General features: G+C 61.3%; 18 protein-coding genes and 4 tRNA genes. 2 read left to right on the top strand and 20 right to left on the bottom strand.

The window, feature by feature from the left end:
- Positions 1-159 precede the first annotated feature (159 nt).
- From JBE38_RS02720 to leuC, 9 genes are all read right to left on the bottom strand, one after another.
- A complete protein-coding gene (locus JBE38_RS02720; protein WP_205343506.1) occupies positions 160-792 on the bottom strand; it encodes a phosphoribosylanthranilate isomerase in 633 nt (210 codons plus the stop codon).
- A 63-nt stretch (positions 793-855) separates the two neighbouring features.
- Complete coding sequence (gene truA, locus JBE38_RS02715; RefSeq protein WP_060755784.1) at positions 856-1680, bottom strand: tRNA pseudouridine(38-40) synthase TruA; 825 nt, start codon at positions 1678-1680, stop codon at positions 856-858.
- 148 nt (positions 1681-1828) lie between these two features.
- Positions 1829-4387, bottom strand: coding sequence for a FimV family protein (locus JBE38_RS02710; protein WP_205343505.1), 2559 nt, complete (start codon positions 4385-4387; stop codon positions 1829-1831).
- 162 nt (positions 4388-4549) lie between these two features.
- Positions 4550-5560, bottom strand: coding sequence for an aspartate-semialdehyde dehydrogenase (locus tag JBE38_RS02705; protein ID WP_205343504.1), 1011 nt, complete (start codon positions 5558-5560; stop codon positions 4550-4552).
- A gap of 238 nt (positions 5561-5798) precedes the next feature.
- Positions 5799-6911, bottom strand: coding sequence for an aspartate-semialdehyde dehydrogenase (gene asd, locus JBE38_RS02700; RefSeq protein WP_025856452.1), 1113 nt, complete (start codon positions 6909-6911; stop codon positions 5799-5801).
- A gap of 64 nt (positions 6912-6975) precedes the next feature.
- Entirely contained in the window at positions 6976-8058 is a 1083-nt protein-coding gene (gene leuB, locus JBE38_RS02695; RefSeq protein WP_205343503.1) for a 3-isopropylmalate dehydrogenase, read from the bottom strand.
- Between the two features lie 53 nt (positions 8059-8111).
- The gene (locus JBE38_RS02690; RefSeq protein WP_104994328.1) at positions 8112-8876 is read right to left on the bottom strand and encodes a class I SAM-dependent methyltransferase; all 765 of its coding nucleotides are present in this window, start codon (positions 8874-8876) and stop codon (positions 8112-8114) included.
- 139 nt (positions 8877-9015) lie between these two features.
- Entirely contained in the window at positions 9016-9660 is a 645-nt protein-coding gene (gene leuD, locus JBE38_RS02685) for a 3-isopropylmalate dehydratase small subunit (protein ID WP_060755789.1), read from the bottom strand.
- A gap of 10 nt (positions 9661-9670) precedes the next feature.
- Complete coding sequence (gene leuC, locus JBE38_RS02680) at positions 9671-11089, bottom strand: 3-isopropylmalate dehydratase large subunit (RefSeq protein WP_060755790.1); 1419 nt, start codon at positions 11087-11089, stop codon at positions 9671-9673.
- Positions 11090-11236: 147 nt separating this feature from the next.
- On the opposite strand from leuC, the gene JBE38_RS02675 reads away from it, so the two are divergent.
- Entirely contained in the window at positions 11237-12127 is an 891-nt protein-coding gene (locus tag JBE38_RS02675; protein WP_104994330.1) for a LysR family transcriptional regulator, read from the top strand.
- Positions 12128-12193: 66 nt separating this feature from the next.
- Entirely contained in the window at positions 12194-15472 is a 3279-nt protein-coding gene (locus JBE38_RS02670; RefSeq protein WP_205343502.1) for an EAL domain-containing protein, read from the top strand.
- A 12-nt stretch (positions 15473-15484) separates the two neighbouring features.
- Here JBE38_RS02670 and JBE38_RS02665 read toward each other — a convergent pair whose 3' ends face one another.
- The 11 genes from JBE38_RS02665 to uvrB form a co-directional block, all read right to left on the bottom strand.
- Entirely contained in the window at positions 15485-16654 is a 1170-nt protein-coding gene (locus JBE38_RS02665) for a hypothetical protein (protein WP_342592902.1), read from the bottom strand.
- 214 nt (positions 16655-16868) lie between these two features.
- On the bottom strand, positions 16869-17831 hold the full coding sequence (locus tag JBE38_RS02660; RefSeq protein WP_060755794.1) for a tRNA dihydrouridine synthase: 963 nt from the start codon (positions 17829-17831) through the stop codon (positions 16869-16871).
- 55 nt (positions 17832-17886) lie between these two features.
- On the bottom strand, positions 17887-18321 hold the full coding sequence (locus JBE38_RS02655) for an acyl-CoA thioesterase (RefSeq protein ID WP_060755795.1): 435 nt from the start codon (positions 18319-18321) through the stop codon (positions 17887-17889).
- A gap of 39 nt (positions 18322-18360) precedes the next feature.
- Positions 18361-19194, bottom strand: coding sequence for an alpha/beta fold hydrolase (locus JBE38_RS02650; protein WP_060755796.1), 834 nt, complete (start codon positions 19192-19194; stop codon positions 18361-18363).
- Positions 19195-19214: 20 nt separating this feature from the next.
- Entirely contained in the window at positions 19215-19754 is a 540-nt protein-coding gene (locus tag JBE38_RS02645; protein WP_060755797.1) for a TetR/AcrR family transcriptional regulator, read from the bottom strand.
- Between the two features lie 182 nt (positions 19755-19936).
- Positions 19937-20012, bottom strand: a tRNA-Glu gene (locus JBE38_RS02640).
- 78 nt (positions 20013-20090) lie between these two features.
- Positions 20091-20166: transfer RNA gene (locus JBE38_RS02635), tRNA-Ala, on the bottom strand.
- A 50-nt stretch (positions 20167-20216) separates the two neighbouring features.
- Positions 20217-20292: transfer RNA gene (locus tag JBE38_RS02630), tRNA-Glu, on the bottom strand.
- A 77-nt stretch (positions 20293-20369) separates the two neighbouring features.
- Positions 20370-20445, bottom strand: a tRNA-Ala gene (locus JBE38_RS02625).
- A gap of 147 nt (positions 20446-20592) precedes the next feature.
- Positions 20593-22074, bottom strand: coding sequence for a glutamate--tRNA ligase (gene gltX, locus JBE38_RS02620; RefSeq protein WP_090369783.1), 1482 nt, complete (start codon positions 22072-22074; stop codon positions 20593-20595).
- A 194-nt stretch (positions 22075-22268) separates the two neighbouring features.
- Positions 22269-24284: an excinuclease ABC subunit UvrB gene (gene uvrB, locus JBE38_RS02615; RefSeq protein WP_205343500.1), complete on the bottom strand. Its 2016-nt coding sequence runs from the start codon at positions 24282-24284 to the stop codon at positions 22269-22271.
- Between the last annotated feature and the right edge of the window lie 201 nt (positions 24285-24485).

The following is a 24485-nucleotide window of genomic DNA, read 5'->3' as shown; positions in this document are numbered from 1 at the left end:
GACGGGGTCAGACGCTCGACCTGCCATTTCCGGCCTGTATCCTCAGCCTTCCAGACAACCTGCCAGTGCAGGGTTGCCACTTCATTTCCGGGCCACCCACAGGCGGCGCCGGGCTGTTTTACACAGTGGTAGTTATGGACGGCGGCAGACTGCCAGCCGTCACATCCCGCCACTGCTGTTGCGCACAGCCTGCATGAATGCGCGAATCTTGCTGTGATCCTTGATGCCCTTGCCCTGCTCCACGCCGCCACTGACATCCACGGCATAGGGCCGAACCTGCTCGATTGCCGCCCCGACATTCGCGGGATTGAGCCCTCCGGCCAGGATAATCGGCTTGCTCAGCCCTTCAGGAATCAGCGACCAGTCGAATGCTTCACCGGTCCCGCCGGGCACGCCTTCAACATAGGTGTCCAGGAGAATCCCGCGCGCGCCGGTATAGGCGGCACACGCAGCTGCGATGTCATCCCCGGCCTTGACGCGCAGCGCCTTGATATAAGGGCGCTGGTAGCTCTCGCATTCGTCCGGGCTTTCGTCACCGTGAAACTGCAGCATGTCCAGCGGCACGGCATCCAGGGTCTCGTTGAGTTCGCAACGGCTGGCGTTGACGAACAACCCCACCGTGGTCACAAATGGCGGCAGCGCAGCGATGATCGCCCGCGCCTGCAGTACATTCACTGCCCTCGGGCTCTTGGCGTAAAACACAAAACCGATGGCATCGGCCCCCGCCTCGACTGCCGCCAGCGCGTCTTCTATGCGGGTAATCCCGCAAATCTTGCTGCGAACGGCTGACATGTCGTGGAAACCTCAGGGTTGGACCGAGAAAGTCCCGGATGTTAACAAAAGCTTTTCCGGGCGTCAGCCGCCAAGTTCGCTGAAGCCTGTGAGGAAGTGCGGCCCGATGAAACGCTCCGGCAATTCGAATTCGTCACGGTACTCCACACCCACCAGGTACAGGCCGAACGGATGCGCGGTTACCCCTCCGGTGCGACGAATACGACTGTCCAGCACTTCCTTGGCCCACTCCACCGGGCGCTCACCGGCACCAATGGTCATCAGCACGCCGGCAATGTTGCGCACCATATGGTGCAGAAAGGCGCCGGCACGGATATCCAGCACGATCATCTTGCCGTGCCGCGTCACCCGCAGGTGATGAACTTCCTTGATCGGCGACTTGGCCTGGCACTGTCCCGCCCGGAAAGCGCTGAAATCATGCACGCCGACCAGATGTTGCGCAGCCTCGGCCATACGCTCGGTATCGAGCGGGCGATGGTTCCAGGTAATTTCTTCGTTGAGGTGCGCCGGGCGGATCTGATCGTTGTAGATCACATAACGGTAGCGCCGAGCGATGGCCTTGAAGCGCGCATGGAAGTGCGCAGGCATGACCTTGGCCCAACTGACACTGATGTCATGGGGCAAATTGATATTGGCGCCCATTACCCACGCCTTCATCGAGCGCTCGGCCTGGGTGTCGAAGTGCACCACCTGGCCGCAAGCGTGTACACCGGCGTCGGTACGCCCGGCGCACATCAGCGACACCGGCGAGTCGGCGACCTTCGACAAAGCGTTTTCCAAGGTTTCCTGCACGGTCAGCACACCGGAGGCCTGGCGCTGCCAGCCGCGATAACGCGAACCTTTGTATTCCACGCCCAAGGCGATGCGATGAAAGCCTGCGGCCGCCATTTCGGCGGCCGCGTTATCTATATTTGCCAAGAACTGAGAGCCCGATGAGTTGCGCAAAGGCCGCCATTATAAGGAAGCAGGCCCGCGCCAGGCGCTTTTTTTGCGATCAAGGAACGAGTGCCTTCAGCCGCAAAAGCCAGCGATCGGATCAGGCCAGTCGCCCGAGCATTTCCTTGGCTTCACCGCGTTGGGCTTCATCACCTTCGGTGAGCACTTCGGACAGAATGTCCCGTGCGCCGTCCGCATCGCCCATGTCGATATATGCCTGGGCCAAGTCCAGCTTGGTCGCGACCTCGTTGGTGCCGGAGAGGAAGTCATACTCAGGCTCATCACTGCCCAAAGCCGCATCCTGCTCCGTGAAGGAAGGCTCGATCGGCGGGTGCTCCAAGGTCTGGGACAGGCGATCAAGCTCGGCGTTGACGTCGCCCAGCTCAGTTGCAAAGGCATCGGGCTTGGTCGCCGCAGCGCCAGCAGGTTCATTCTCCAGGGACAGGTCGAAGTCTTCCGGCAGCTCGAAATCGTCCAATGCGCCGGCCGTGAGGGTCGGAGGCTCGACCGCCGGCACGTCCTTCATGGAGTCTTCAAGGCCGGAAAGGAAATCTTCATCGGCCTGCGAGGCTGGCGGATCAAGCTGCAGATCCAGGTCGAAGTCCGACAGATCGTCCGCATTGCTCTTGGCTTCAGTCTGCTGTTGCAGCAGCGCCTCGAACGTCTGTTGATCAGCCTTGACCTCGGCCGGCGATGCCGCTTCCAGGTCGTCCAGGCTCAAGTCAAAATCCGTGTCGAACGGCTCTGGCTCGGGAGCTGGGGTTGGCTTGTCTTCCAGCAGATCCTTGACGTACTGGGCATCCAGGGCCGCCGCCGCGACGGCAGCACTGACGCCCGCCGCCAGCACGGCCATGGCCGGGAAGCGGCTCTTGAGCTGCTCGACCTGGGCGTGGTTTTGACCATTGGCCACCAGTTGACGCTCTTGGGTGACGAAACCGTCCTTGTCACCCTGCAGGCCGTAGACTTCCATCAGTTTCAAACGCAGATCGCTGCGCTTGGGCTCATGCTTGATCGCCTGCTCCAGTATGTCGGCGGCCTGGTTCAGATGGCCGCGATCGATATGGGATTGGGCCTGGGCCAACGCATCGCTGGAGTTTTCCGGGGCCACGGCCACGGCCAGCGGGGCCAGCACGGACGCCACCGTCGGCGCGACAACAGGCTCAACCGCTGGGGCTGGGGCTGGAGCCAGCTTGACGCTCGGCGGTGGTACTTCCAGACCTTCGAAGCTGTCAGGCGGCAGGTCCTGGTCGATATTCGAAGCGAACACCGGCTCTTCCGCCAAGGCCCGCGCCATGCGCAGGTGCTTTTCTTCTTCGCGCCGGGCATTGCGATGACGTGCCCACAGCAGCAGGAGCAGCAACACCAGCAAACCTGCCGCACCACCCACTACGCCAAGCACAATCGGGTTGGTCAGCAGATCGTTGAAAGCTCCATCGGCGCTGGCGGGTGCCGTGCCAGGCTTGCTGGCTTCAGGCTTGGCCGCCTCAGGCGCCGGGGTCACGGCGGCCGTGGGCGCCGCAGGCTGCGCCGGAGCAGCGGCGGGCTCGCCGGGCAACTGCGCCGGCATTACCGCCGGCGCAGGCGCGGCCGGGTCAGCCTTTTCAGCCTGCAAACGCGCCAATTGATCATTTTTCAGTTGAATCAGCTTTTGCAGCTTGTCCAACTGGCTTTGCAGGTCCGCCGCACGGCTTTTCAGCTCGGCGTTGTCACGGCGGGTGGTATCCAGTTCTTCCTGGGTCATCGCCAGCTTGTCGCTCAGGCCGCGGTTGTCACCCGCTTTACCCTTGGCACCTTTTTTCGCGGACTCGGCCGAGACCAGGCTCAAGTTGTCCTTGCCTGTGGTGCTCGATGGCGCTTTGCCCGCCTGGGTGCGCTTGGTGGCGTCCAGCTGGGGCTTGCCGGTGGCTTGACGGCTCGCGGTACGACGCCCCTCCCGCCACGCCGCGTTTTGCGCACGCACTTCTGCGATGGCTTTGGGTTGCGGCAGGCTGGTCGCTTGCACGCGATCGGGCAGGCGCAGGACCTGGCCGGTTTTCAGGCGGTTGATATTGCCATCGATAAAGGCATCGGGGTTGAGCGCCTGGATCGCCAGCATCGTTTGCTGGACCGACGCGCCATTACGGCTCTTTTCGGCGATTTCCCACAAAGTGTCGCGGGACGTGGTCGTGTACTGGGCGGGCTTTCTGGCAGCGGGCGCAGCGCCTGCCGGTGCGCTCAAGCGCGGGGCGGGTGCACTGGCGACCGGCGCCGGCTGATCAAACTTGGCCGGGTCGAGCAGCACACTGTAATCACGCATCAAGCGGCCGTTAGGCCATTGCACCTGCAACAGGAAACGGATGTAGGAGTCCGGCAGCGGCTTGCTGGACGTGACACGCACGACACTGCGACCGCTAGGGTTGACCACCGGGGTGAACGTCAGGTCATCGAGAAACGCCTGGCGATCCACGCCGGCATCCACAAACGCCTGGGACGATGCCAGGCTCGGCGTGATCTCGGAAGCCGTGAGGCCACCGACATCGAGCAATTCGATTTCCACCGACAACGGCTGGTTCAACTTCGACTTGAGGGTCATCTCCCCAAGCTGCAGCGCCTGCGCCATACCGGAGGACAGCGCCGAGGCGGCCGCTATTGCTAACACCAGTTTGCGAACTTGAACCATAGCCTCATCCTTTGTTTTGAACACTCCCCGGCCTGCGAGAAGGTTGGTAACCGCTGCCATAAGGCATGGCGAGCCGATAGGTCACCGACGCACTTCTATTGCGCTTCGGGCCAAGCATAGCGCTTAGTTAGAATCAATCTACAAATTGCCGCCAAGTATCTTTTACACAAGGCGTTTTATCAACAACTGCGCCAGTTCTACGGCGTAGAGGGCCGAGCCCTTGCGTACGTTATCTGACGTCAGCCACAGATTTAGTTCCGCAGGGTCGTCCACGCCTGCGCGAACCCGTCCTACGTACACCACATCCTGGCCGACGGCATCGCCTACCGCCGTCGGGTAGTCACCCTCCTCCACCAGCTCGATTCCAGACGCTGCGTCCAGTACACGATTGACGACGGCCAGGTCGACCGGTGCGCCCAGCTGCAACGACACAGTCAGGCTATCGCCAAAAAACACCGGGGCTTGAACGCAGGTTGCGGAAATCTTCAGCAAAGGGGTTTCCAGTACCGCTCGCAGCTCGTGTACGAGGCGTTTCTCCAGAGCGGTATGACCTTGGGTATCCGGGGTGCCGACTTGCGCCAACAGGTTGAAGGCCATTTGTCGATCAAAAAACTGCGGCTCCAGCGGACGCACATTCAGCAGCTCGGCGGTCTGCCGGGCCAGCTCGCTGACGGCCTCGCGGCCCAGGGCAGATACGGCCAGGCTGGCGGTAACGCTGACGCGCTGAATGTCCAGCACGTCGCGCAACGGTGCGAGCACTACCGCCAGGTTCGTCGCCGACGGGCTCGGGCTGCCGAGCTGGAAGGGCTTTTTCAAACCCTCCAGGACATGCGCATTCGCTTGCGGCACGACTTGAGGCGCCTGATCGGCCGGCAAGGCCCCGGACAGGTCGATCACCGCGCAGCCTGCCGCCGTGGCGCGCGGAGCGAAACTCAGGGTGACGGCCGGGCCGGCCGCAAAGAACGCCAGCTGCGCCTTGTTGAAGTCGAACTCATCGACCTCCCTGACCCGCACGTTCTTGCCGCGAAACGGTACCGATGCGCCGGCGGAGTTGCTGCCCGCCAGCAGATACAAGGTGCCTACCGGAAAATCCAGCTCCTCGAGAATCTGCACCAAGGCTTCACCGACGATGCCGGTGGCGCCGATCACGGCAATTTCAAAGGTCTGGGTCATGGGGGCTGCCTCGGGCATTGCGGGGGGAGCGGCACTTTACCGGGTGGCTTGGGGTGAGGCAATTAAACTGGGGGTTGCGGTGTGACTAATGGCCCTATCGGGGGCAAGCCCCCTCCCACAGTGAGTGTGCTCACCCATCAAAATTGTGGGAGGGGGCTCGCTCCCGATAAGGCCCGCAAGAACCATAAAAAACCCCGCGACTGTCACCAGCGCGGGGTTCTTCAACAGCAGCAAACGATCAACGCTCCAGCAGGATCCGCAGCATGCGACGCAGCGGTTCGGCCGCGCCCCACAGCAGTTGGTCGCCGACGGTGAACGCACCAAGGAACTGGCTGCCCATGTTCAGCTTGCGCAGACGCCCCACCGGTACATTCAGGGTGCCGGTCACTTTGGTCGGGCTCAGCTCCTGCATGCTGATATCGCGGTTGTTCGGCACCAGCTTGACCCATGGGTTGTGCTGGCTGATCAGCGCTTCGATATCCGCGATCGGCACGTCTTTGTTCAGCTTGATGGTCAGCGCCTGGCTGTGGCAACGCATGGCGCCGATGCGCACGCAGATGCCATCCACCGGGATCGGGCTCTTGAAGCGACCCAGGATCTTGTTGGTTTCGGCCTGGGCCTTCCACTCTTCACGGCTCTGGCCGTTCGGCAGTTCCTTGTCGATCCACGGGATCAGGCTACCGGCCAGCGGCACGCCGAAATTCTCGGTCGGGTAGGCATCGCTGCGCATGGCTTCGGCGACGCGACGGTCAATGTCGAGAATCGCACTGGCAGGGTCTGCCAGTTGATCGGCGACCGCAGCGTGGGTGGCGCCCATCTGCTTGATCAGTTCACGCATGTTCTGCGCGCCGGCACCGGAGGCCGCCTGATAGGTCATGGCGCTCATCCACTCGACCAGGCCCGCTTCGAACAAGCCACCCAGGCCCATCAGCATCAGGCTGACGGTGCAGTTGCCACCGACGTAGTTCTTGGTGCCGGCATCCAACTGCTGGTCGATGACCTTGCGGTTCACCGGATCCAGGATGATCACGGCGTCGTCCTGCATGCGCAGGCTCGACGCGGCGTCGATCCAGTAACCCTGCCAGCCGGCTTCGCGCAGCTTGGGGAAGACTTCACTGGTGTAGTCGCCGCCTTGGCAGGTCAAAATCACGTCGAGGGTCTTCAGCTCTTCAATGCTGTAGGCGTCCTTGAGCGGGGCAATATCCTTGCCCACGGACGGCCCTTGGCCACCCACGTTCGACGTGGTGAAAAACACCGGCTCAATAAGATCGAAATCCTGCTCTTCCAGCATCCGCTGCATGAGCACGGAACCGACCATACCGCGCCAACCGATCAGACCTACACGTTTCATCGCAACTACACCTTGTTAAAAAGTGGGCCGCCTTGCAGCAACAACTGCAAGTGGGCCCGAGAGATTACAGATTCCGCAGCGCGGCGACTACTGCGTCGCCCATTTCTTGCGTGCCAACCCTGGTGCAACCCTGCGACCAGATGTCGCCGGTACGCAAGCCCTGATCCAGCACCAGGCTCACGGCTTTCTCGATTGCGTCTGCCGCATCAGCCAGGTTGAAGCTGTAACGCAGCATCATCGACACCGACAAAATGGTTGCCAGCGGGTTGGCAATGCCCTGGCCCGCGATGTCCGGCGCCGAACCGTGGCACGGCTCATACATGCCCTTGTTATGGGTGTCCAGGGACGCCGACGGCAGCATGCCGATGGAACCGGTGAGCATCGACGCCTGGTCGGACAGGATGTCGCCGAACAGGTTGTCGGTGACGATCACGTCGAACTGCTTGGGTGCGCGCACCAGTTGCATGGCGGCGTTGTCGACGTACATGTGGCTCAGCTCGACATCCGGGTAGTCCTTGGCCACTTCTTCGACGATCTCACGCCACAGCTGGCTGGACGCCAGGACGTTGGCCTTGTCCACCGAGCAGACCTTCTTGCCGCGCACGCGGGCCATGTCGAAGCCGACGCGGGCGATACGGCGGATTTCGCTCTCGCTGTACGGCAGCGTGTCGTAGGCCTGGCGCTCACCATTGTCCAGTTCGCGCACGCCGCGTGGCGAGCCAAAGTAGATACCGCCAGTCAGCTCACGCACGATCAGGATATCCAGGCCCGATACCACTTCCGGCTTCAGGCTCGACGCATCGGCCAGTTGTGGGTAGAGGATCGCCGGGCGCAGGTTGCCGAACAGGCCCAGTTGCGCGCGGATTTTCAGCAGGCCGCGCTCAGGGCGGATGTCACGCTCGATCTTGTCCCACTTCGGGCCACCGACGGCGCCGAGCAACACGGCGTCGGCAGCGCGAGCACGCTCCAGGGTCTCGTCAGCCAGCGGCACGCCGTGCTTGTCGATGGCGGCACCGCCGATCACGTCGTGGCTCAATTCGAAGCCCAGGCTGTACTTGGTGTTGGCCAGTTCCAGAACCTTGACCGCTTCGGCCATGATTTCCGGACCAATACCGTCGCCAGGGAGAATCAGAATCTGCTTGCTCATGGGTTCCTCATTTCATCAAGCGACCCGCCCGCAGGCAGGTCGGGGAAAATTGATCAGCGTTCGGCCCATACCACCAGCACATCGGTGCTGAAGGTGCCGTCGGCTTGAATTTCGAAGTAATCGCGCACTTCCTGGCCCATTGCCTGCTGCAGCTCAAGGATCGCGGCGCGCAAGGCCTGCGGCGTGCGCATGCGCTCGACCCAGGAGGTGTATTCCAGTCGCAGGCGCTGGCGACTGCTATTGCGTACATGCAAACCGGCTTCGCTCAGCTGGCGCATCCATTCGGCGGCGGAGTAATCGCGCACGTGGCTGGTGTCGCGCAGCACTTCGACGGTTTGCAGGTAAGTGTCCAACAGCGGGCTGCCCGGTGACAAGACGTCGACAAACGCCGCCACGCCACCCGGCTTGAGCACCCGACGCACTTCACGCAGGGCCAGGCCCAGGTCGCTCCAGTGGTGCGCCGAGTAACGACTGAACACGAAGTCGAACTCGCCGTCGGCAAACGGCAAGCGTTCAGCGGCGCCGTGTACGGTACGGATATTGGCCAGGCCCCGGTCTTTCGCAGCGGCGGCGACCACCTCGAGCATCGGCTGGGACAGGTCGTAGGCCACCACTTCCTGGACCAGCGGCGCCACGTTGAAGCTCACATGACCGGCGCCACACCCCAGGTCCAGCAGGCGTGCACTGCCCTGCCCGGCCAGTTCGGCCTGCAGCAGCGCGAACTCGGTGCCTTGGGCGTGCACGGCACTGCTCAGGTAGGCCGAGGCTTGCTCGCCGAATTGTTTTTGCACGACTTGGGTGTGGGCGGTGGTGGTCATGGGGGGTTCCTCAATGGACCTTGGGGTGTTGGTTCTGGCCTCATCGGGAGCAAGCCCCCTCCCACATTTTGTTTTGTGAACACCTTCAAAATGTGGGAGGGGGCTTGCTCCCGATGGCGGCGGTCCTGCCTACAGCGGTTTACGCGTCGCGAAACAACCAAGGCTGGCTGGCCCGGTGCCTGGCCTCAAACGCTGCAATCGCGTCGCCGTCCTGCAAGGTCAGGCCGATGTCATCCAGGCCGTTAAGCAGGCAATGCTTGCGGAAGGCGTCGACCTCGAAGTGGTAAACCTTGCCATCCGGACGGGTCACGGTTTGCGCGGCCAGGTCAACGGTCAGTTGGTAGCCCTCCTCGGCCTCCACCTGCTTGAACAGCTCATCCACTTCGGCATCGCTCAAGATGATCGGCAACAGGCCGTTCTTGAAGCTGTTGTTGAAGAAGATGTCGGCGTAACTCGGCGCGATGATGCTGCGAAAGCCGTATTCTTCCAGGGCCCAAGGCGCGTGTTCACGGCTGGAGCCGCAACCGAAGTTTTCCCGGGCCAACAACACGCTGGCGCCTTGGTAGCGCTGGGCGTTGAGCACGAAATCCTTGTTCAGCGGGCGCTTGGAGTTGTCCTGGTAGGCGTAGCCCACGTCCAGGTAGCGCCACTCGTCGAACAGGTTGGGGCCGAAGCCGGTACGCTTGATCGACTTCAAGAACTGCTTGGGGATGATCTGGTCAGTGTCGACGTTGGCACGATCCAAAGGGGCGACAAGGCCGGTGTGTTGGGTAAAAGCACGCATCGGGTATTCCTCAGATCAATTCGCGAACGTCGATGAAACGACCGTTGACGGCGGCCGCAGCAGCCATGGCCGGGCTGACCAGGTGGGTACGCCCACCGGCGCCCTGACGCCCTTCGAAGTTACGGTTGGAGGTCGACGCGCAATGCTCGCCCGACTCCAGGCGGTCCGGGTTCATCGCCAGGCACATGGAGCACCCCGGCTCACGCCATTCAAAACCGGCCTCGAGGAAAATCTTGTCCAGGCCTTCCGCCTCGGCTTGCGCTTTGACCAGGCCCGAGCCCGGCACCACGATGGCCTGCTTGATGGTCGAGGCCACTTTGCGGCCCTTGGCGATCACGGCCGCAGCACGCAGGTCTTCGATCCGCGAATTGGTGCAGGAGCCAATGAACACACGGTCCAACTGGATATCGGTGATCGCCTGGTTGGCCTGCAAGCCCATGTACTTCAACGCGCGCTCGATGGAGCCACGCTTGACCAGGTCGGTTTCCTTGGCCGGGTCCGGCACGTTCTGGTCGACGGCCAGCACCATTTCCGGCGAGGTACCCCAGCTGACTTGCGGCTTGATCTGGGCCGCGTCGAGCTCAACCACGGTGTCGAACACCGCATCGGCGTCGGAGACCAGGTCTTTCCAGGCTTCGACAGCGGCATCCCAATCGGCACCTTGCGGAGCGAATGGACGGCCTTTTACGTATTCAACGGTCTTTTCGTCCGCTGCCACCATGCCCACGCGGGCACCGGCTTCGATGGACATGTTGCAGATGGTCATGCGGCCTTCGATGGACAGATCACGAATGGCGCTGCCGGCGAACTCGATGGCATGGCCGTTACCGCCGGCGGTGCCGATCTTGCCGATCACGGCCAGTACGATGTCCTTGGCGGTCACGCCGAACGGCAGCTTGCCCTCAACGCGTACCAACATGTTCTTCATTTTCTTGGCGACCAGGCACTGGGTGGCGAACACATGCTCCACCTCGGAAGTGCCGATGCCATGGGCCAGAGCGCCGAAGGCGCCGTGGGTGGAGGTGTGGGAGTCGCCGCAGACCACGGTCATGCCGGGCAAGGTGGCGCCCTGCTCCGGGCCGATCACATGCACGATGCCTTGACGCACGTCATTCATCTTGAATTCGGTGATGCCATATTCGTCGCAATAGTCGTCGAGGGTCTGCACCTGCAAACGCGAGACCTGGTCGGCAATAGCGTCGATACCGCCCTTGCGCTCGGGGGTGGTCGGCACGTTGTGATCCGGGGTGGCAATGATGGAATCGACGCGCCAAGGCTTGCGCCCGGCCAGTCGCAGGCCTTCGAACGCTTGGGGCGAGGTCACTTCATGGATGATGTGACGGTCGATATAGATCAGCGACGAGCCATCGTCGCGCCGTTTCACTTCATGGGAATCCCAAAGCTTGTCGTAAAGCGTTTTGCCGGCCATCAGTCGGTCCTCATCAGCGGTCTTTCTATGCCCCGGGTCTTGAGACATTCAATAACCCTTTGGCTTGTGAGGCTGATGGTATGGCGCTACATTAAATAACTCAAATTCATATTTTTTATGCTTTGGATTACCAACTGGAATACATAAATGGACTTGGCCAACCTCAATGCCTTTATTGCCATCGCCGAAACCGGCAGTTTCTCCGGCGCCGGTGAACGCCTGCACCTGACGCAACCGGCCATCAGCAAACGTATCGCCGGGCTGGAACAACAATTGAAGGTGCGCCTGTTCGATCGCCTGGGCCGCGAAGTGGGTTTGACCGAAGCCGGGCGGGCCTTGCTGCCGCGCGCTTATCAGATTCTCAACGTGCTGGACGATACGCGTCGCGCCCTCACCAACCTGACCGGCGAGGTGAGCGGACGGCTGACGCTGGCCACCAGCCATCATATCGGCCTGCACCGCTTGCCGCCGATCCTGCGCACGTTCACCCGTGAATATCCCAATGTCGCGCTGGATATCCAGTTTCTCGATTCAGAAGTGGCCTACGAAGAAATCCTGCATGGGCGTGCCGAAGTGGCGGTGATCACCCTGGCACCCGACCCGCACCACGTGGTGAAGGCCACGCCGGTGTGGGATGACCCGCTGGATTTCGTGGTGGCGCCGGAGCACAGCCTCATCAGTAACGGCAGCGTCAACCTGGCCGACATCGCCCGCCACCCGGCCGTGTTTCCCGGCGGCAATACCTTTACCCACCATATCGTCAGCCGTCTGTTCGAGGCCCAGGGCCTGACGCCGAACATCGCAATGAGCACTAACTATCTGGAAACTATCAAGATGATGGTCTCCATCGGCCTGGCCTGGAGCGTGCTGCCACGGACTATGCTCGATGATCAGGTGGCAAGTATCGCTTTACCGGGCATACAGCTCAGTCGCCAGCTAGGCTATATCGTGCACACCGAAAGGACGCTGTCGAACGCTGCGCGGGCTTTCATGAGCCTATTGGATGCACAGGTCGATCTGCCAGGGATACCGGCATGAAACCGTGCGGCCTCAAGGCCTGAACCAAACCGCGCCGAACGCCCATTGAGCCAAGGCCCTCGAATAATGCGCAACCCCGTCGATTCCGTGCCACCCCTGCCCCGCATCTACGCCTTGGACCCCAAGGACGCCGAGCAAAGCTGGGACAGTGCGCCCCAACTGCTGGCAGCGCTCAACGCGGCGCGGCTGGGTGCGTGGTGCTGGGAGATCGACACCGGCCGCATCAGTTGGTCGCGGGGCACCCAGGCGCTGTTCGGCTTTGACCCCAGGCAACCGCTGCCCCAGGACCTGGATTACCTGGACCTGCTTGCACCGTCCGATCGCACCCGGGTGATACGGGCCTTCCATGCCGTGGTGGCGGGCGAGCCATTCGAGCAGGCCATGCATCACCGTATCCAGTGGCCGGACGGCAGCCTGCACTGGCTGGAAATCAGCGGCAGCCTGGCCCCGGACAAAACCGGCCGACGCCGAATGATCGGGGTGATCCGCGAAATCACCCAACAGCGCGAGCGGGAAACCGCCCTGAGCCATTCCGAAAAACGTTTCGCCACGCTGTTTCACCTGTGCCCCAACATGGTCTTGTTGACCCGCCAGGCCGACGGGCTGATCAGCGAGGCCAACCAGTATTTCGAAATGCTGTTCGGCTGGCCGGTAGCCGATGCCATCGGCCGCACCACCCTGGAACTGGGCCTGTGGCGTGACCCGGAACAACGTGAAACGCTGGTCAAGGCTACCCAGCGCAAAGGTGAACAGATCACCATGGAAGTGCAGTTCTGCGCCAGCAACGGGCAGATCCATGACGGCACCCTCAGCGCGCAAAAGGTCGAGCTGGAGGGCGAGGCCTACCTGATCAGCACCTTTCTGGACACCACCGAACGCAAAAACGCCGAACAAGCGCTCAAGGACAGCCAGGAACGCCTTGACCTGGCGCTGGACTCGGCACAACTGGGCACCTGGGACTGGCACATCCCCAGCGGCATGCTCTACGGCTCGGCCCGCGCCGCCCAACTGCACGGCCTGCCGCCCAAGCCTTTTCACGAGTCTTTCGACGCGTTTTTTGAAGGGATGACCGATGAAGACCGCGAGGGCATGCGCAACGCCTACCGCAGCTTGCGCGAAGGTCCGGAAGGCAACTACCAGATGACCTATCGCGTGCTGATGGAGGACGGCAGCCCGCGCTACCTGGAAAGCCGCGCCCGTCTCTATCGCGATGAAGCCGGCAAGCCCCTGCGCATGGCCGGCACCTTGCTCGACATCACCGATCAGGTGGAACGCGAACAACGCCTGACGGCCTCCGAAGAAAAGTTTGCCAGCCTGTTCCAGGCCAGCCCCGACCCGATCTGTGTCACTTACCTGGACAGCGGCGCCTTTATCGAAATCAACCCGGCCTTTACCCAGACCTTTGGCTGGACCGCTGCCGAGGTGATCGACAGAAGCGCCGAGCAGATCGGCCTGTGGGACGACTCCAGCAAGCGCTTGCAACGCATCGAACAGGTGATCCGCGAACAGTCGTTAAACAATGTGGCCATCGTGGTCCATCACAAAGATGGCCAAAGCCTGACCTGCATGATTTCCAGCCGGCTGATCACAGTCGGCGACCAACCCTGCATCGTCACCACCTTGCGCGACATCACCCAGCAGCAACGTTCGGAAGCCGCCCTCAAGGCCAGTGAAGAGAAGTTCGCCAAAGCCTTTCACTCCAGCCCCGACGCCATTTCCATCACCGAGCGCGATACCGGCCGCTACGTCGAGGTCAACGACGGTTTCTGCCGCCTGACCGGCTACCGCGCCGAAGAAGCCATCGGTTTGACGCTGTACCAGATCGGCATCTGGGCCGACGAAAACCAGCGCACGGCGTTGCTGGCCGAGCTGCAGATCAAAGGCCGTATTCATCACCTGGAAATGCTCTGGCACAACAAGCGTGGCGATTTACTGGCCGTGGAAGTCTCGGTCGAACCCATCACCCTGAATGAAACCCCGTGCCTGCTGTTGACGGCCCGGGACGTGAGCCTGCTGAAAAACGCCCAGGCACAGATTCGTCACCTGGCCTATCACGACCCGCTGACCAACCTGCCCAATCGCGCACTGTTGATGGACCGCCTGAGCCAGCAGATCGCCCTGCTCAAGCGCCATAACCTGCGGGGTGCCTTGCTGTTCCTGGACCTTGATCACTTCAAGCACATCAACGACTCCCTCGGCCACCCTGTGGGCGACACCGTGTTGAAAATCGTCACGGCGCGCCTGGAAGCCAGCGTGCGCATGGAGGATACGGTGGCGCGCCTGGGCGGCGATGAGTTTGTGGTGCTGCTCAGTGGCCTGGACGGCACGCGAATGGAGGTCAGCGCTCAGGTACAGGAGCTGGCCGATACCTTGCGCGAATTGCTTTCGGAGCCGATGTTCCTGGATGGCCACCGCTTGCAGGTCACGCCGAGCATCGGCGTGGCGCTGATTCCCGATCACGGCTCCACGCCGGCCGACCTGCTCAAGCGCGCCGACATTGCCCTGTATAGGGCCAAGGATTCGGGGCGCAATACCACCCAGATGTTCCATAACAGCATGCAAAAAACCGCCAGTGAACGCCAGCGCATGGAGACTGACCTGCGCCTGGCGCTGTCACGCGGCGAGTTCAGCATGCATTACCAACCCCAAGTGGATGCACGGGGCAATGTGCTTGTCGGCGCTGAAGCCCTGGTACGCTGGCAGCATCCACAACTGGGCGCACAGTCTCCCAGCGAATTTATCAAAGTGCTGGAGGACAGCGGCCTGATCCTGGAGGTCGGCACCTGGATTCTCGATGAGGCGTGCGCCGCCTTTGCGCAGTTGATTGCCGAGCGCCTGATCGACCCGCTCAACTTCAGCCTGTGCGTCAACATCAGCCCTCGACAGTTTCGCCAGAACGACTTCGTTGAGCAGGTTGAGTACAGCCTCAGGCAGCACCAACTGCCCTACAGCCTGCTGAAGCTGGAAATCACGGAAGGCATCGTGATCCAGAACCTGGACGACACCGTCGCCAAGATGCGTCGCCTGAAAAAACTCGGGATCAGTTTTGCGATGGACGACTTTGGCACCGGCTATTCATCGCTGACTTACCTCAAACGCTTGCCGGTGGATACGCTGAAGATCGATCAATCCTTTGTGCGCGACGCAACCCATGACCCCAACGACGCGGAAATCATCCGCGCCATTGTGGCCATGGCGCGCAGCCTGAACCTGAAGGTGATTGCCGAAGGCGTGGAAACCCCGGAACAGCTGGCATTCCTGCAACTGCTGGGGTGTCACGTGTTCCAAGGGTATCTGCATAGCCGGCCGTTGCCGATCGACGAGTTCCGGCGGTTGCTGGAGTGAGCCCGGCGCCTGTCAAACCAGCTTCAACGCACGGAACCCCGTGTTCATCCATTCGGACGAAGCCAGGTCATGTTTTTGCCCGTAAAAGTCGAGCACACCGTCAATGACGACCACCGAATGGTGACCGTCCGCCAGTGTGCCGATGGCGCCTTTGGCCAATTCACTCACATCACTTTCCCGTAGATAACCAAACAGCCCCAGTCGGCGCAGGGCCTGCCCTGGAAATTCGCCATCGTTGAGCGTCTCCAAGGCGGCTGCATAGCTCTGGCCGGCACGGAAATCGTTGTTCTTCAACTGCGCACGCTTGGCACTTACGGCGTACAGGAAGTTGGCGTCGTCGAGCAGACGCTGGTCACTACCGGCCAGCCCTGAGGCGGCCCTGGCTTGGTTGATCTCTTCATGGGTGAGCCGCAGGCTGAAGCTATCGCGCATGACCACTTCATACCCACCAGGCACCGCAGTGACCTGCCGAAAAATATTGTGAGGATTTTGTCCGAACCGCATCATGGCGGCCTTGATCGCCGACACCGTCACGCAATTACCCGGCGCGCCCTGGAAGAAGCCGCTCAAGACATCTTTCGGCTTTTGACCCGCCAACACTTTGTGCGCTGCGGCGCCCGTGCGAGGCTTGTCGGCAAACAGCCTGTAGCCATAACGATTGCTCACCGGGCTCGCCCGATCGTAGTCGTGCCCCACCCCACCCACCACCAGCGCACTGCCAAACTGTCGAGTGCCCGTCACTGCCACCACGCCCTCGCCGATCATTTCGCTCGGTGGTACATACTGGGACAGGCCATACACGCCCATGCCCTGTAAGCACCGCAGGGTGGTTTCGCCCTGGAGTGTCTTGGCCAATGCCGCCTCAAAACTGGCGTAATCGCCGACTTGCTGCTTGCGCTTCACAAACACCGCCAACGCGAAGTTGGCCGCCCTCACCGCCTCGCTGTCATCGCCGCTGAACCTGGATGCCTGCGCTGCCTGCCTCAGTTCATCCTGCGTGACATGAACCTTGTATTCATCCTTCATCGTGACGTCATAGCCGTCACCCGAAGGCGTTACGTGCTCGAACATATCGGCTGGCGTGGGGCCGAGTGTCGCCATCATCAGTTGGATGACGGCCGCGTGGGTGCTGCCGTCGAAGTGCTCACCAAACCGCCGCTCGGCGACTTTGAAGGTATTCACGACAGGCTGCGTCTTCCCGGCAGCCGGCCCAGTGCACGACATCATTTGAGGATGGGCTACAGAAACAGCGGGGTTTAAGCTTGAAGCATTCATGGGCCAGATTCCTGAGGTGTATGCCCCGATGTTCGTGGAGTGACGCGCTGTTCGGTTCCAACAGTTACGTTTCACCATAAAAAAGGGCGCCAATGGCGCCCTTGCTAGAGGTGTCTGTGCGTTACGCGGCCGCGGCAGGATGCGGCATGCCCAACAACCGGCTGATCGCCACCAGCTCCGTCTCGCGACGCATCGCGGTGAATAGTTCCACCGCTTGCGGATAATTGCGCGTCAACATTGCCAGCCACTGCTTCAAACGGCCTGGCGCCTGGCGCTCGGTCAGTTGCGCCACCGATTGGCTCCAGAAGTCCTGAAGCATGGGCTGCATCTGCGCCCAGGTCATCTCCACGACTTCCTCGCCGGCCCGCGCGGCGGCGATCTGCCGTGCCAAGTCTGGGCGTGCTACCAGGCCGCGGCCGAGCATGATGTCCTCGGCGCCACTGACTTCGCGACAACGCCGCCAGTCTTCCACGCTCCAGATATCGCCGTTGGCGAACACCGGCACCTTGACCACGTCCTGTACTCGCGGGATCCATTCCCAGTGGGCCGGTGGCTTGTAACCGTCGGTCTTGGTGCGCGCATGCACCACGATATGCGCCGCGCCACCTTCGGCCAGGGCCGTGGCGCAGACCAGCGCGCCGTCCGGGCTGTCGAAGCCCAGGCGCATCTTGGCGGTGACCGGGATATGCGCCGGAACCGCACGGCGTACGTGTTCGACGATCTGGTTGAGCAGCTCCGGTTCCTTGAGCAGCACCGCGCCGCCACGGGACTTGTTGACGGTCTTGGCCGGGCAGCCGAAGTTCAGGTCGATCACCTCGGAGCCCAGTTCGCAGGCAAGGGCAGCGTTTTCCGCCAGGCAGACCGGGTCGGAGCCAAGCAATTGCACGCGCAACGGCACACCGGCTGCGGTGTGGGCACCGTGCAGCAGTTCCGGGGCAAGTTTATGGAAATAGGCAGGCGTGAGCAGGCGGTCGTTAACGCGGATGAACTCGGTCACGCACCAATCAATACCGCCCACGCGGGTCAATACGTCCCGCAGGATGTTGTCGACCAACCCCTCCATGGGCGCCAAAGCAATTTGCATGGGAAACACTCAACAAAAATCGTCGCGCAGTTTACTGGGTTTCCTGCGGCAACCGTTAACCCCCTGTCAGGGCGGGGCCATAACCTTCAAGAAACTCGACGGGCATGCGCTTGGGCTTGCCGCTGGACAGCTCGATACAGACAAAGGTGGTTTGCGCACGCAGCAGCGTCACGCCGTCGCGGGGGCGCACCAGTTGGAAACGACGGGTCATTTTCAGGCGCTGGTCCCAATCGACGATCCAGGTGGCCAGTTGAAGCTCGTCACCTTCATAACCCGCCGCCAGGTAATCGATCTCATGGCGGACCACGGCCATCGCACGATCCAGGCGACGGTACTCGGTGAGGTCCAGCCCCAGACGCTGGGAATGACGCCAGGCGCAACGTTCCAACCAGGACACATACACCGCATTGTTGGCGTGCCCCAGGCCATCAATGTCCTCAGGGGCAACCTGCAGATCGATGATAAACGGCGTTGCCAAATCCCAGCCCATGCCTTGCTCCAGTCGATTAATGTCGGCGGGAGCAGTGTATCAGGCGGTTTGCCGTGCCTGTAGATGACAACCGGCGAGCAGGCTCAGTACGCCGTCGATCACTCGGGGATCGGCCAGCACTTTCTGGTGCCCCCCACTTTCCAGGCGCAACAGCCGGCTGTCGAACCACGCCTCGTGGATGGCCTGAGAAGCCCTGACCGGCACGAATGTATCGTCTTCGGCATGCACGATCAGACCCGGCATATTCATTTGGTAGTGAGCGACATCCAGATGCTTGAGCGGCATGCCGAAGGCCCATTCGACCTCCTGGATAAAGGCCGAGCGTGCCCGTGGCGGCAAACCGACCATGCCGGCGAACCCGCGCAGCACATCCAGGAAACGCGACGGCGCAGCGATACTGACCAACGCCTCGGTCCGAAGGCCCAATTGAACAGCCAGCATGGCACTGGCACCGCCCATGGAATGGCCGATCACCGCATGCAGCGGTGGCAATTCGGCTGCGGCTTCCAGCATGGCGCGGGCAAACAGCAACACATGCGCCTCACGCCCCGGCGAACGTCCATGGGCAGGCCCTTCCAGCGCGATGACCGAATACCCCTCGCGCACCAACGCCGTGATCAAGCTGGCGAACTGCGTGGGGCGCCCTTCCCAGCCGTGCATCAGCAAAACGGCGGGCCCTTGCCCCCATCGCAGCGCAGACAGGCCGAAACGCAAAGTGATGCGCTCAGATTGGGCCAGCAGCGGCAACTCCCAATCACGCGCAGGCAGGTCACGCGGGGTCATGAAGGTGCGACGCATCTTGCTCGCCACGGTGTGCGGCGCCAAGCGGCCGACAGTGCGGTTGAAGCCACGAACCCAGGTCAGTGCGCCCATGCTGGAACTCCTCTCCTTATTTAGCGCACCGCCGACTTGGCTGCGCGTAACACACGGTCAGACAGCTCGCCCGGGCCCAGGGCACGCGCCAAGGCCAAGCCACCGATCATCAACGCCATGTCAGCCAGGGCTTTGTCAGTGTCTTCAGGACTGGCGGCCAGTTGCGCGGCCATCAGCTCCACGTGCTCATTCAGGGCATGGCGAAATTCGTCCGGCAGGCGGCTCATCTCACCGACGGTCGCCGGTATGGGGCACGCCTGGGCGGTGGAGTCGCGGTGTTTGCGCGACAGATAAAACGCCGCCACCAGACTTCTGCGCTCCTCACCCGTGAGCTGCGCATCCATATCGTCAATCGATGCACGCCGCCTCGCCAATAACTGGGTGAATGCCTCCAGCATCAGCGCGTCCTTGCTTTCAAAGTGCGCATAGAAACCGCCAACCGTAAGCCCGGCGGCGCCCATGACTTCACCCACACTAGGCTCGGCAGGGCCACGCTGGATCAATGCAGCGCTGGCAGCTTGCAGAATGCGTTCGCGGGTTTGCGCTTTTTTATCACTCATCGTTGCCTCCCTCTCTCATGGGTTGAATATTATTACCATAATAATATTGCGCAAGCGACAAGCATGACCGCTGGTCAGAAGAGAAGATTGAAATAAAGGAGAGAGTTGGCTGAACGCCAGACAAACAAAAGGGCCATTCAATAATTGAATGACCCTTTAAAATCCCGCATAGCGGGTAATCGTGGCGTCCCCTAGGGGACTCGAACCCCTGTTACCGCCGTGAAAGGGCGGTGTCCTAGGCCACTAGACGAAGGGGACATAAACCTTCTGTACATTGATCAGTGCTGAGAACTGATCGATTCAAGGACGGTGTGGCCAGACCTTGAACCTGTAAATTGGTGGAGCTAAACGGGATCGAACCGTTGACCTCTTGCATGCCATGCAAGCGCTCTCCCAGCTGAGCTATAGCCCCGGATTTTTCGCCTCGCGGCGCAGCAGACCTTTCGAACTGCTTGTTGAAACTGGCGTCCCCTAGGGGACTCGAACCCCTGTTACCGCCGTGAAAGGGCGGTGTCCTAGGCCACTAGACGAAGGGGACAAAACCTTCTGAACAACTGATCAGCGCTGAGAGCTGATCGATTCAAGGACGGTGTGGCCAGACCTTGAACCTGTAATTGGTGGAGCTAAACGGGATCGAACCGTTGACCTCTTGCATGCCATGCAAGCGCTCTCCCAGCTGAGCTATAGCCCCTCATCGGTGAGGACGGGTCGAATCTTAATGGCGGTTTGGAAGTGTGTCAAATTTATTTTCAACAATTTCCAAAATTTTTTGCCGGGATAACAAACACTTACCGGCGAAACCCCGGAAAACCTGGGTTTCGCCGTTACCACAGCCTGCTTAAGCAATCGCGCCCAACAGCTTTTCCCACTCTTTGTTTTCTTTCTTCGACACACCACCAAGCAAATCAAGGGCTTGGCGCAGACGGAAACGCGTGAGGTCCGGGCCGAGGATTTCCATCGCATCGAGCACCGACACCGAACTGGCCTGCCCGGTGATCGCGGCAAACATCAGCGGCATGGCATCACGCAATTTCAGTTCAAGGGATTCAACCACCGCCTGGATCGTTGCGGTAATCGCCTCCTTCTCCCACTGACGCAGGCTTTCGAGCTTCCACAGGATCAGTTGCATCAACTGGCGAACCTGATCGCCCGAGAGCTTCTTGGACTCGAACAGCTTGGCATCCGGGTTCACGCCACCGGCAAAGAAGAAGCTGGCCAACGGTGCGACCTGGCTGAACGTCTCCACCCTGCCCTGCACCAACGGTGCGATCTTCATCATGTACTCGGGGTTCAACGCCCATTGCTGCACACGACTGGCGAACTCTTCCACCGGCAGATCACGCAGCCACTGGCCATTGAGCCACGACAGTTTCTCGATATCGAAGATCGGCCCACCCAGCGACACCCGGGACAGGTCGAAGTTGTCGACCATTTCCTGCAGCGAGAACTTCTCACGCTCGTCCGGCATCGACCAGCCCATGCGGCCCAGGTAGTTGAGCATCGCCTCCGGCATGAAGCCCATACGCTCGTAGAAGGTCACCGAGGTCGGGTTCTTGCGCTTGGACAACTTGCTCTTGTCCGGGTTACGCAGCAGCGGCATGTAGCACAACTGCGGCTGCTCCCAGCCGAAGTACTCATAGAGCAGGATCAGCTTCGGCGCCGACGGCAGCCATTCTTCGCCACGCAGCACATGGGTGATGCCCATCAGGTGGTCGTCGACCACGTTGGCCAGGAAGTACGTCGGCAGGCCGTCGGTCTTCATCAGCACCTGCATGTCCATGCGGTCCCACGGGATCTCGACGTCACCGCGCAGCATGTCCGGCACTACGCACACGCCTTCGCTCGGCACTTTCATGCGGATGACGTGCGGCTCGCCTGCAGCCAGGCGCCGAGCCACTTCTTCTTTCGACAACAACAGCGCACGGCCGTCGTAGCGCGGGGTTTCGCCGCGTGCCATTTGCTCGGCACGCATCTGGTCCAGTTCCTCTGCGGTGCAGAAGCAGGGGAACGCGTGCCCCATGTCGACCAATTGCTGGGTGTACTGCTTGTAGATGTCGCTACGCTCGCTCTGGCGATACGGACCGTGCGGGCCGCCGACGTCCGGGCCTTCCGCCCAGGTAATGCCCAGCCAGCGCAGGGCATCGAAAATCTGCTGTTCCGACTCGCGGGTAGAACGCAGTTGGTCGGTGTCTTCGATCCGCAGGATGAATTCACCACCGTGCTGCTTGGCAAAGCAGTAGTTGAACAAGGCGATGTAAGCAGTGCCGACGTGGGGATCCCCAGTAGGCGATGGCGCAATGCGCGTGCGGACGGTGGTCATGGCAGGTCTCGAATGGGCGATAAAACTGAAAATTGAAACAAGGGGCGAATGGTAACAGCCTGGGTGATTTCTGGAAAACCGAGGGGATGCCATCGGGGGCAAGCCCCCTCCCACTCCGACCGATTTCCAACATGAGAATGCGGTCAAGGTGGGAGGGGGCTTGCCCCCGATGAGGCCGGCGGACTCAGCGCAAATCAGACAGCCAACAGCCGCTCACGCAACTTGCCAATCTCATCGCGTGTCTGCGCCGCCGCCTCAAACTCCAGATCCCGCGCCAATTGGTACATCTTCTCTTCCAACTGCCGAATACGCTTGGTGATCTCACTCGGCGAACGCAGTTCGTTCTCGTACTTGGCGCTCTCCTCGGCCGCCTTGGCCATCCCCTTGCGTTTCTTGCTGCGCGAGCCGGGCACAGTGGCGCCTTCCATGATATCGGCGATGTCCTTGAATACGCCCTTGGGCGTAATGCCATTGGCGAGGTTGAAGGCAATCTGCTTATCGCGACGCCGCTCGGTCTCGCCAATCGCCCGCTCCATGGAGCCCGTCATGCGGTCGGCGTAGAGAATCGCACGCCCATTGAGGTTACGCGCAGCTCGGCCAATGGTCTGGATCAACGAGCGCTCCGATCGCAGGAAGCCCTCCTTGTCCGCATCCAGGATCGCCACCAGTGACACTTCCGGCATATCCAGGCCTTCACGCAACAGGTTGATGCCCACCAGCACATCAAAGGTGCCCAGGCGCAGGTCGCGGATGATTTCCACGCGCTCCACGGTGTCGATGTCCGAGTGCAGGTAGCGCACGCGCACGCCGTGGTCGGCCAGGTAGTCGGTGAGGTCTTCGGCCATGCGCTTGGTCAGCGTGGTCACCAGCACCCGCTCCTCCACGGCCACGCGCTTGTTGATTTCCGACAGCAGGTCGTCCACCTGGGTCAACGCCGGGCGGATTTCCACCTGTGGGTCGACCAGGCCCGTCGGCCTGACCACCTGTTCGATCACGCGGCCGGCATGCTCGGCTTCGTAGTTGCCCGGCGTAGCGGAGACGAAAATGGTCTGCGGGCTGATGGCCTCCCATTCATCAAAGCGCATCGGCCGGTTATCCAGCGCCGAAGGCAGACGGAAGCCGTATTCCACCAGCGTTTCTTTACGCGAACGGTCGCCCTTATACATGGCGCCGACCTGCGGCACGCTGACGTGGGATTCGTCGATCACCAGCAAAGCGTCGGGCGGCAGATAATCGTAGAGGGTCGGCGGCGGCGCACCGGCTTCACGGCCCGACAAGTAGCGCGAGTAGTTTTCGATCCCGTTGCAGTAGCCCAGCTCCAGGATCATCTCCAGGTCGAAGCGGGTGCGCTGCTCCAGGCGCTGGGCCTCTACCAGCTTGTTATTGGCGCGTAAGTATTCCAGACGTTCAGCCAGCTCGACCTTGATCCCCTCAATGGCGCCCATCAGGGTTTCACGGGGCGTCACGTAATGGCTTTTCGGATAGAAGGTAAAGCGCGGCAACTTGCGGATCACCTCGCCGGTCAACGGGTCGAAAGCCGACAGGCTCTCGACTTCATCGTCAAACAGCTCGATGCGGATCGCTTCCAGGTCGGATTCGGCCGGGTAGATGTCGATCACGTCGCCACGCACGCGGAATGTGGCGCGGGCAAAGTCCATGTCGTTACGGGTGTACTGCAAGCTGGCCAGGCGGCGCAGCAGTTCGCGCTGGTCGAGTTTGTCGCCGCGGTCGACGTGCAGCACCATCTTCAAATAGGTTTCCGGGCTGCCCAGGCCATAGATGCACGACACCGTGGTGACGATGATCGCGTCCTTGCGCTCGAGCAACGCCTTGGTCGCCGACAGCCGCATCTGTTCGATGTGGTCGTTGATCGACGCATCCTTTTCGATAAAGGTGTCGGACGACGGTACGTAGGCCTCGGGCTGGTAGTAGTCGTAGTAGGAAACGAAGTACTCCACCGCATTGTTCGGGAAGAATGCCTTGAACTCGCCGTACAACTGCGCGGCCAGGGTCTTGTTCGGTGCCAGCACCAAGGTCGGGCGATTGATCTGGGCGATGACGTTGGCGATGCTGAAGGTCTTGCCCGAACCGGTTACCCCGAGCAACGTCTGGTGCGCCAGGCCGGCCTCGATACCCTCGACCATCTGGCGAATGGCTTCCGGCTGATCGCCGGCGGGTTCAAAGCGGGTGACGAGTTGGAAATCCGACATAACGTACCTCGTGAAGTCACCCCCAGACTGTAAACCCGTCGAGGACGAAATAGACCACCCTCCGCGAAGATTCAGCGCGGGGAGTAGGAAAAGATCATGATAGCCATAGAACTGGTGGCGAATGTGACGGGTTTCAAGGCAATCGTCCTACTTGCCGTTCGGAATCAATGTTGCAATAAGACTAACGGTCAGCAAATAAAC

Origin of the sequence: Pseudomonas sp. ICBG1301 (assembly GCF_016918385.1) — a bacterium.
Classification (GTDB): Bacteria; Pseudomonadota; Gammaproteobacteria; order Pseudomonadales; family Pseudomonadaceae; genus Aquipseudomonas; species Aquipseudomonas palleroniana.
This window is presented reverse-complemented; position numbering and strand designations above follow the sequence as displayed.

What these genes read in the sequence shown, in the direction of transcription:
- JBE38_RS02645 (WP_060755797.1), bottom strand. Translation starts at nt 19,754, where the DNA reads ATGAGTGATAAAAAAGCGCAAACCCGCGAACGCATTCTGCAAGCTGCC.
- leuB (WP_205343503.1), bottom strand. Translation starts at nt 8,058, where the DNA reads ATGAGCAAGCAGATTCTGATTCTCCCTGGCGACGGTATTGGTCCGGAA.
- JBE38_RS02705 (WP_205343504.1), bottom strand. Translation starts at nt 5,560, where the DNA reads ATGACCCAGACCTTTGAAATTGCCGTGATCGGCGCCACCGGCATCGTC.
- uvrB (WP_205343500.1), bottom strand. Translation starts at nt 24,284, where the DNA reads ATGTCGGATTTCCAACTCGTCACCCGCTTTGAACCCGCCGGCGATCAG.
- gltX (WP_090369783.1), bottom strand. Translation starts at nt 22,074, where the DNA reads ATGACCACCGTCCGCACGCGCATTGCGCCATCGCCTACTGGGGATCCC.
- JBE38_RS02655 (WP_060755795.1), bottom strand. Translation starts at nt 18,321, where the DNA reads ATGGGCTGGGATTTGGCAACGCCGTTTATCATCGATCTGCAGGTTGCC.
- asd (WP_025856452.1), bottom strand. Translation starts at nt 6,911, where the DNA reads ATGAAACGTGTAGGTCTGATCGGTTGGCGCGGTATGGTCGGTTCCGTG.
- leuC (WP_060755790.1), bottom strand. Translation starts at nt 11,089, where the DNA reads ATGGCCGGCAAAACGCTTTACGACAAGCTTTGGGATTCCCATGAAGTG.
- JBE38_RS02670 (WP_205343502.1), top strand. Translation starts at nt 12,194, where the DNA reads ATGCGCAACCCCGTCGATTCCGTGCCACCCCTGCCCCGCATCTACGCC.
- leuD (WP_060755789.1), bottom strand. Translation starts at nt 9,660, where the DNA reads ATGCGTGCTTTTACCCAACACACCGGCCTTGTCGCCCCTTTGGATCGT.
- JBE38_RS02710 (WP_205343505.1), bottom strand. Translation starts at nt 4,387, where the DNA reads ATGGTTCAAGTTCGCAAACTGGTGTTAGCAATAGCGGCCGCCTCGGCG.
- JBE38_RS02650 (WP_060755796.1), bottom strand. Translation starts at nt 19,194, where the DNA reads ATGGGCGCACTGACCTGGGTTCGTGGCTTCAACCGCACTGTCGGCCGC.
- JBE38_RS02660 (WP_060755794.1), bottom strand. Translation starts at nt 17,831, where the DNA reads ATGCAAATTGCTTTGGCGCCCATGGAGGGGTTGGTCGACAACATCCTG.
- JBE38_RS02720 (WP_205343506.1), bottom strand. Translation starts at nt 792, where the DNA reads ATGTCAGCCGTTCGCAGCAAGATTTGCGGGATTACCCGCATAGAAGAC.
- JBE38_RS02690 (WP_104994328.1), bottom strand. Translation starts at nt 8,876, where the DNA reads ATGACCACCACCGCCCACACCCAAGTCGTGCAAAAACAATTCGGCGAG.
- JBE38_RS02675 (WP_104994330.1), top strand. Translation starts at nt 11,237, where the DNA reads ATGGACTTGGCCAACCTCAATGCCTTTATTGCCATCGCCGAAACCGGC.
- truA (WP_060755784.1), bottom strand. Translation starts at nt 1,680, where the DNA reads ATGGCGGCCGCAGGCTTTCATCGCATCGCCTTGGGCGTGGAATACAAA.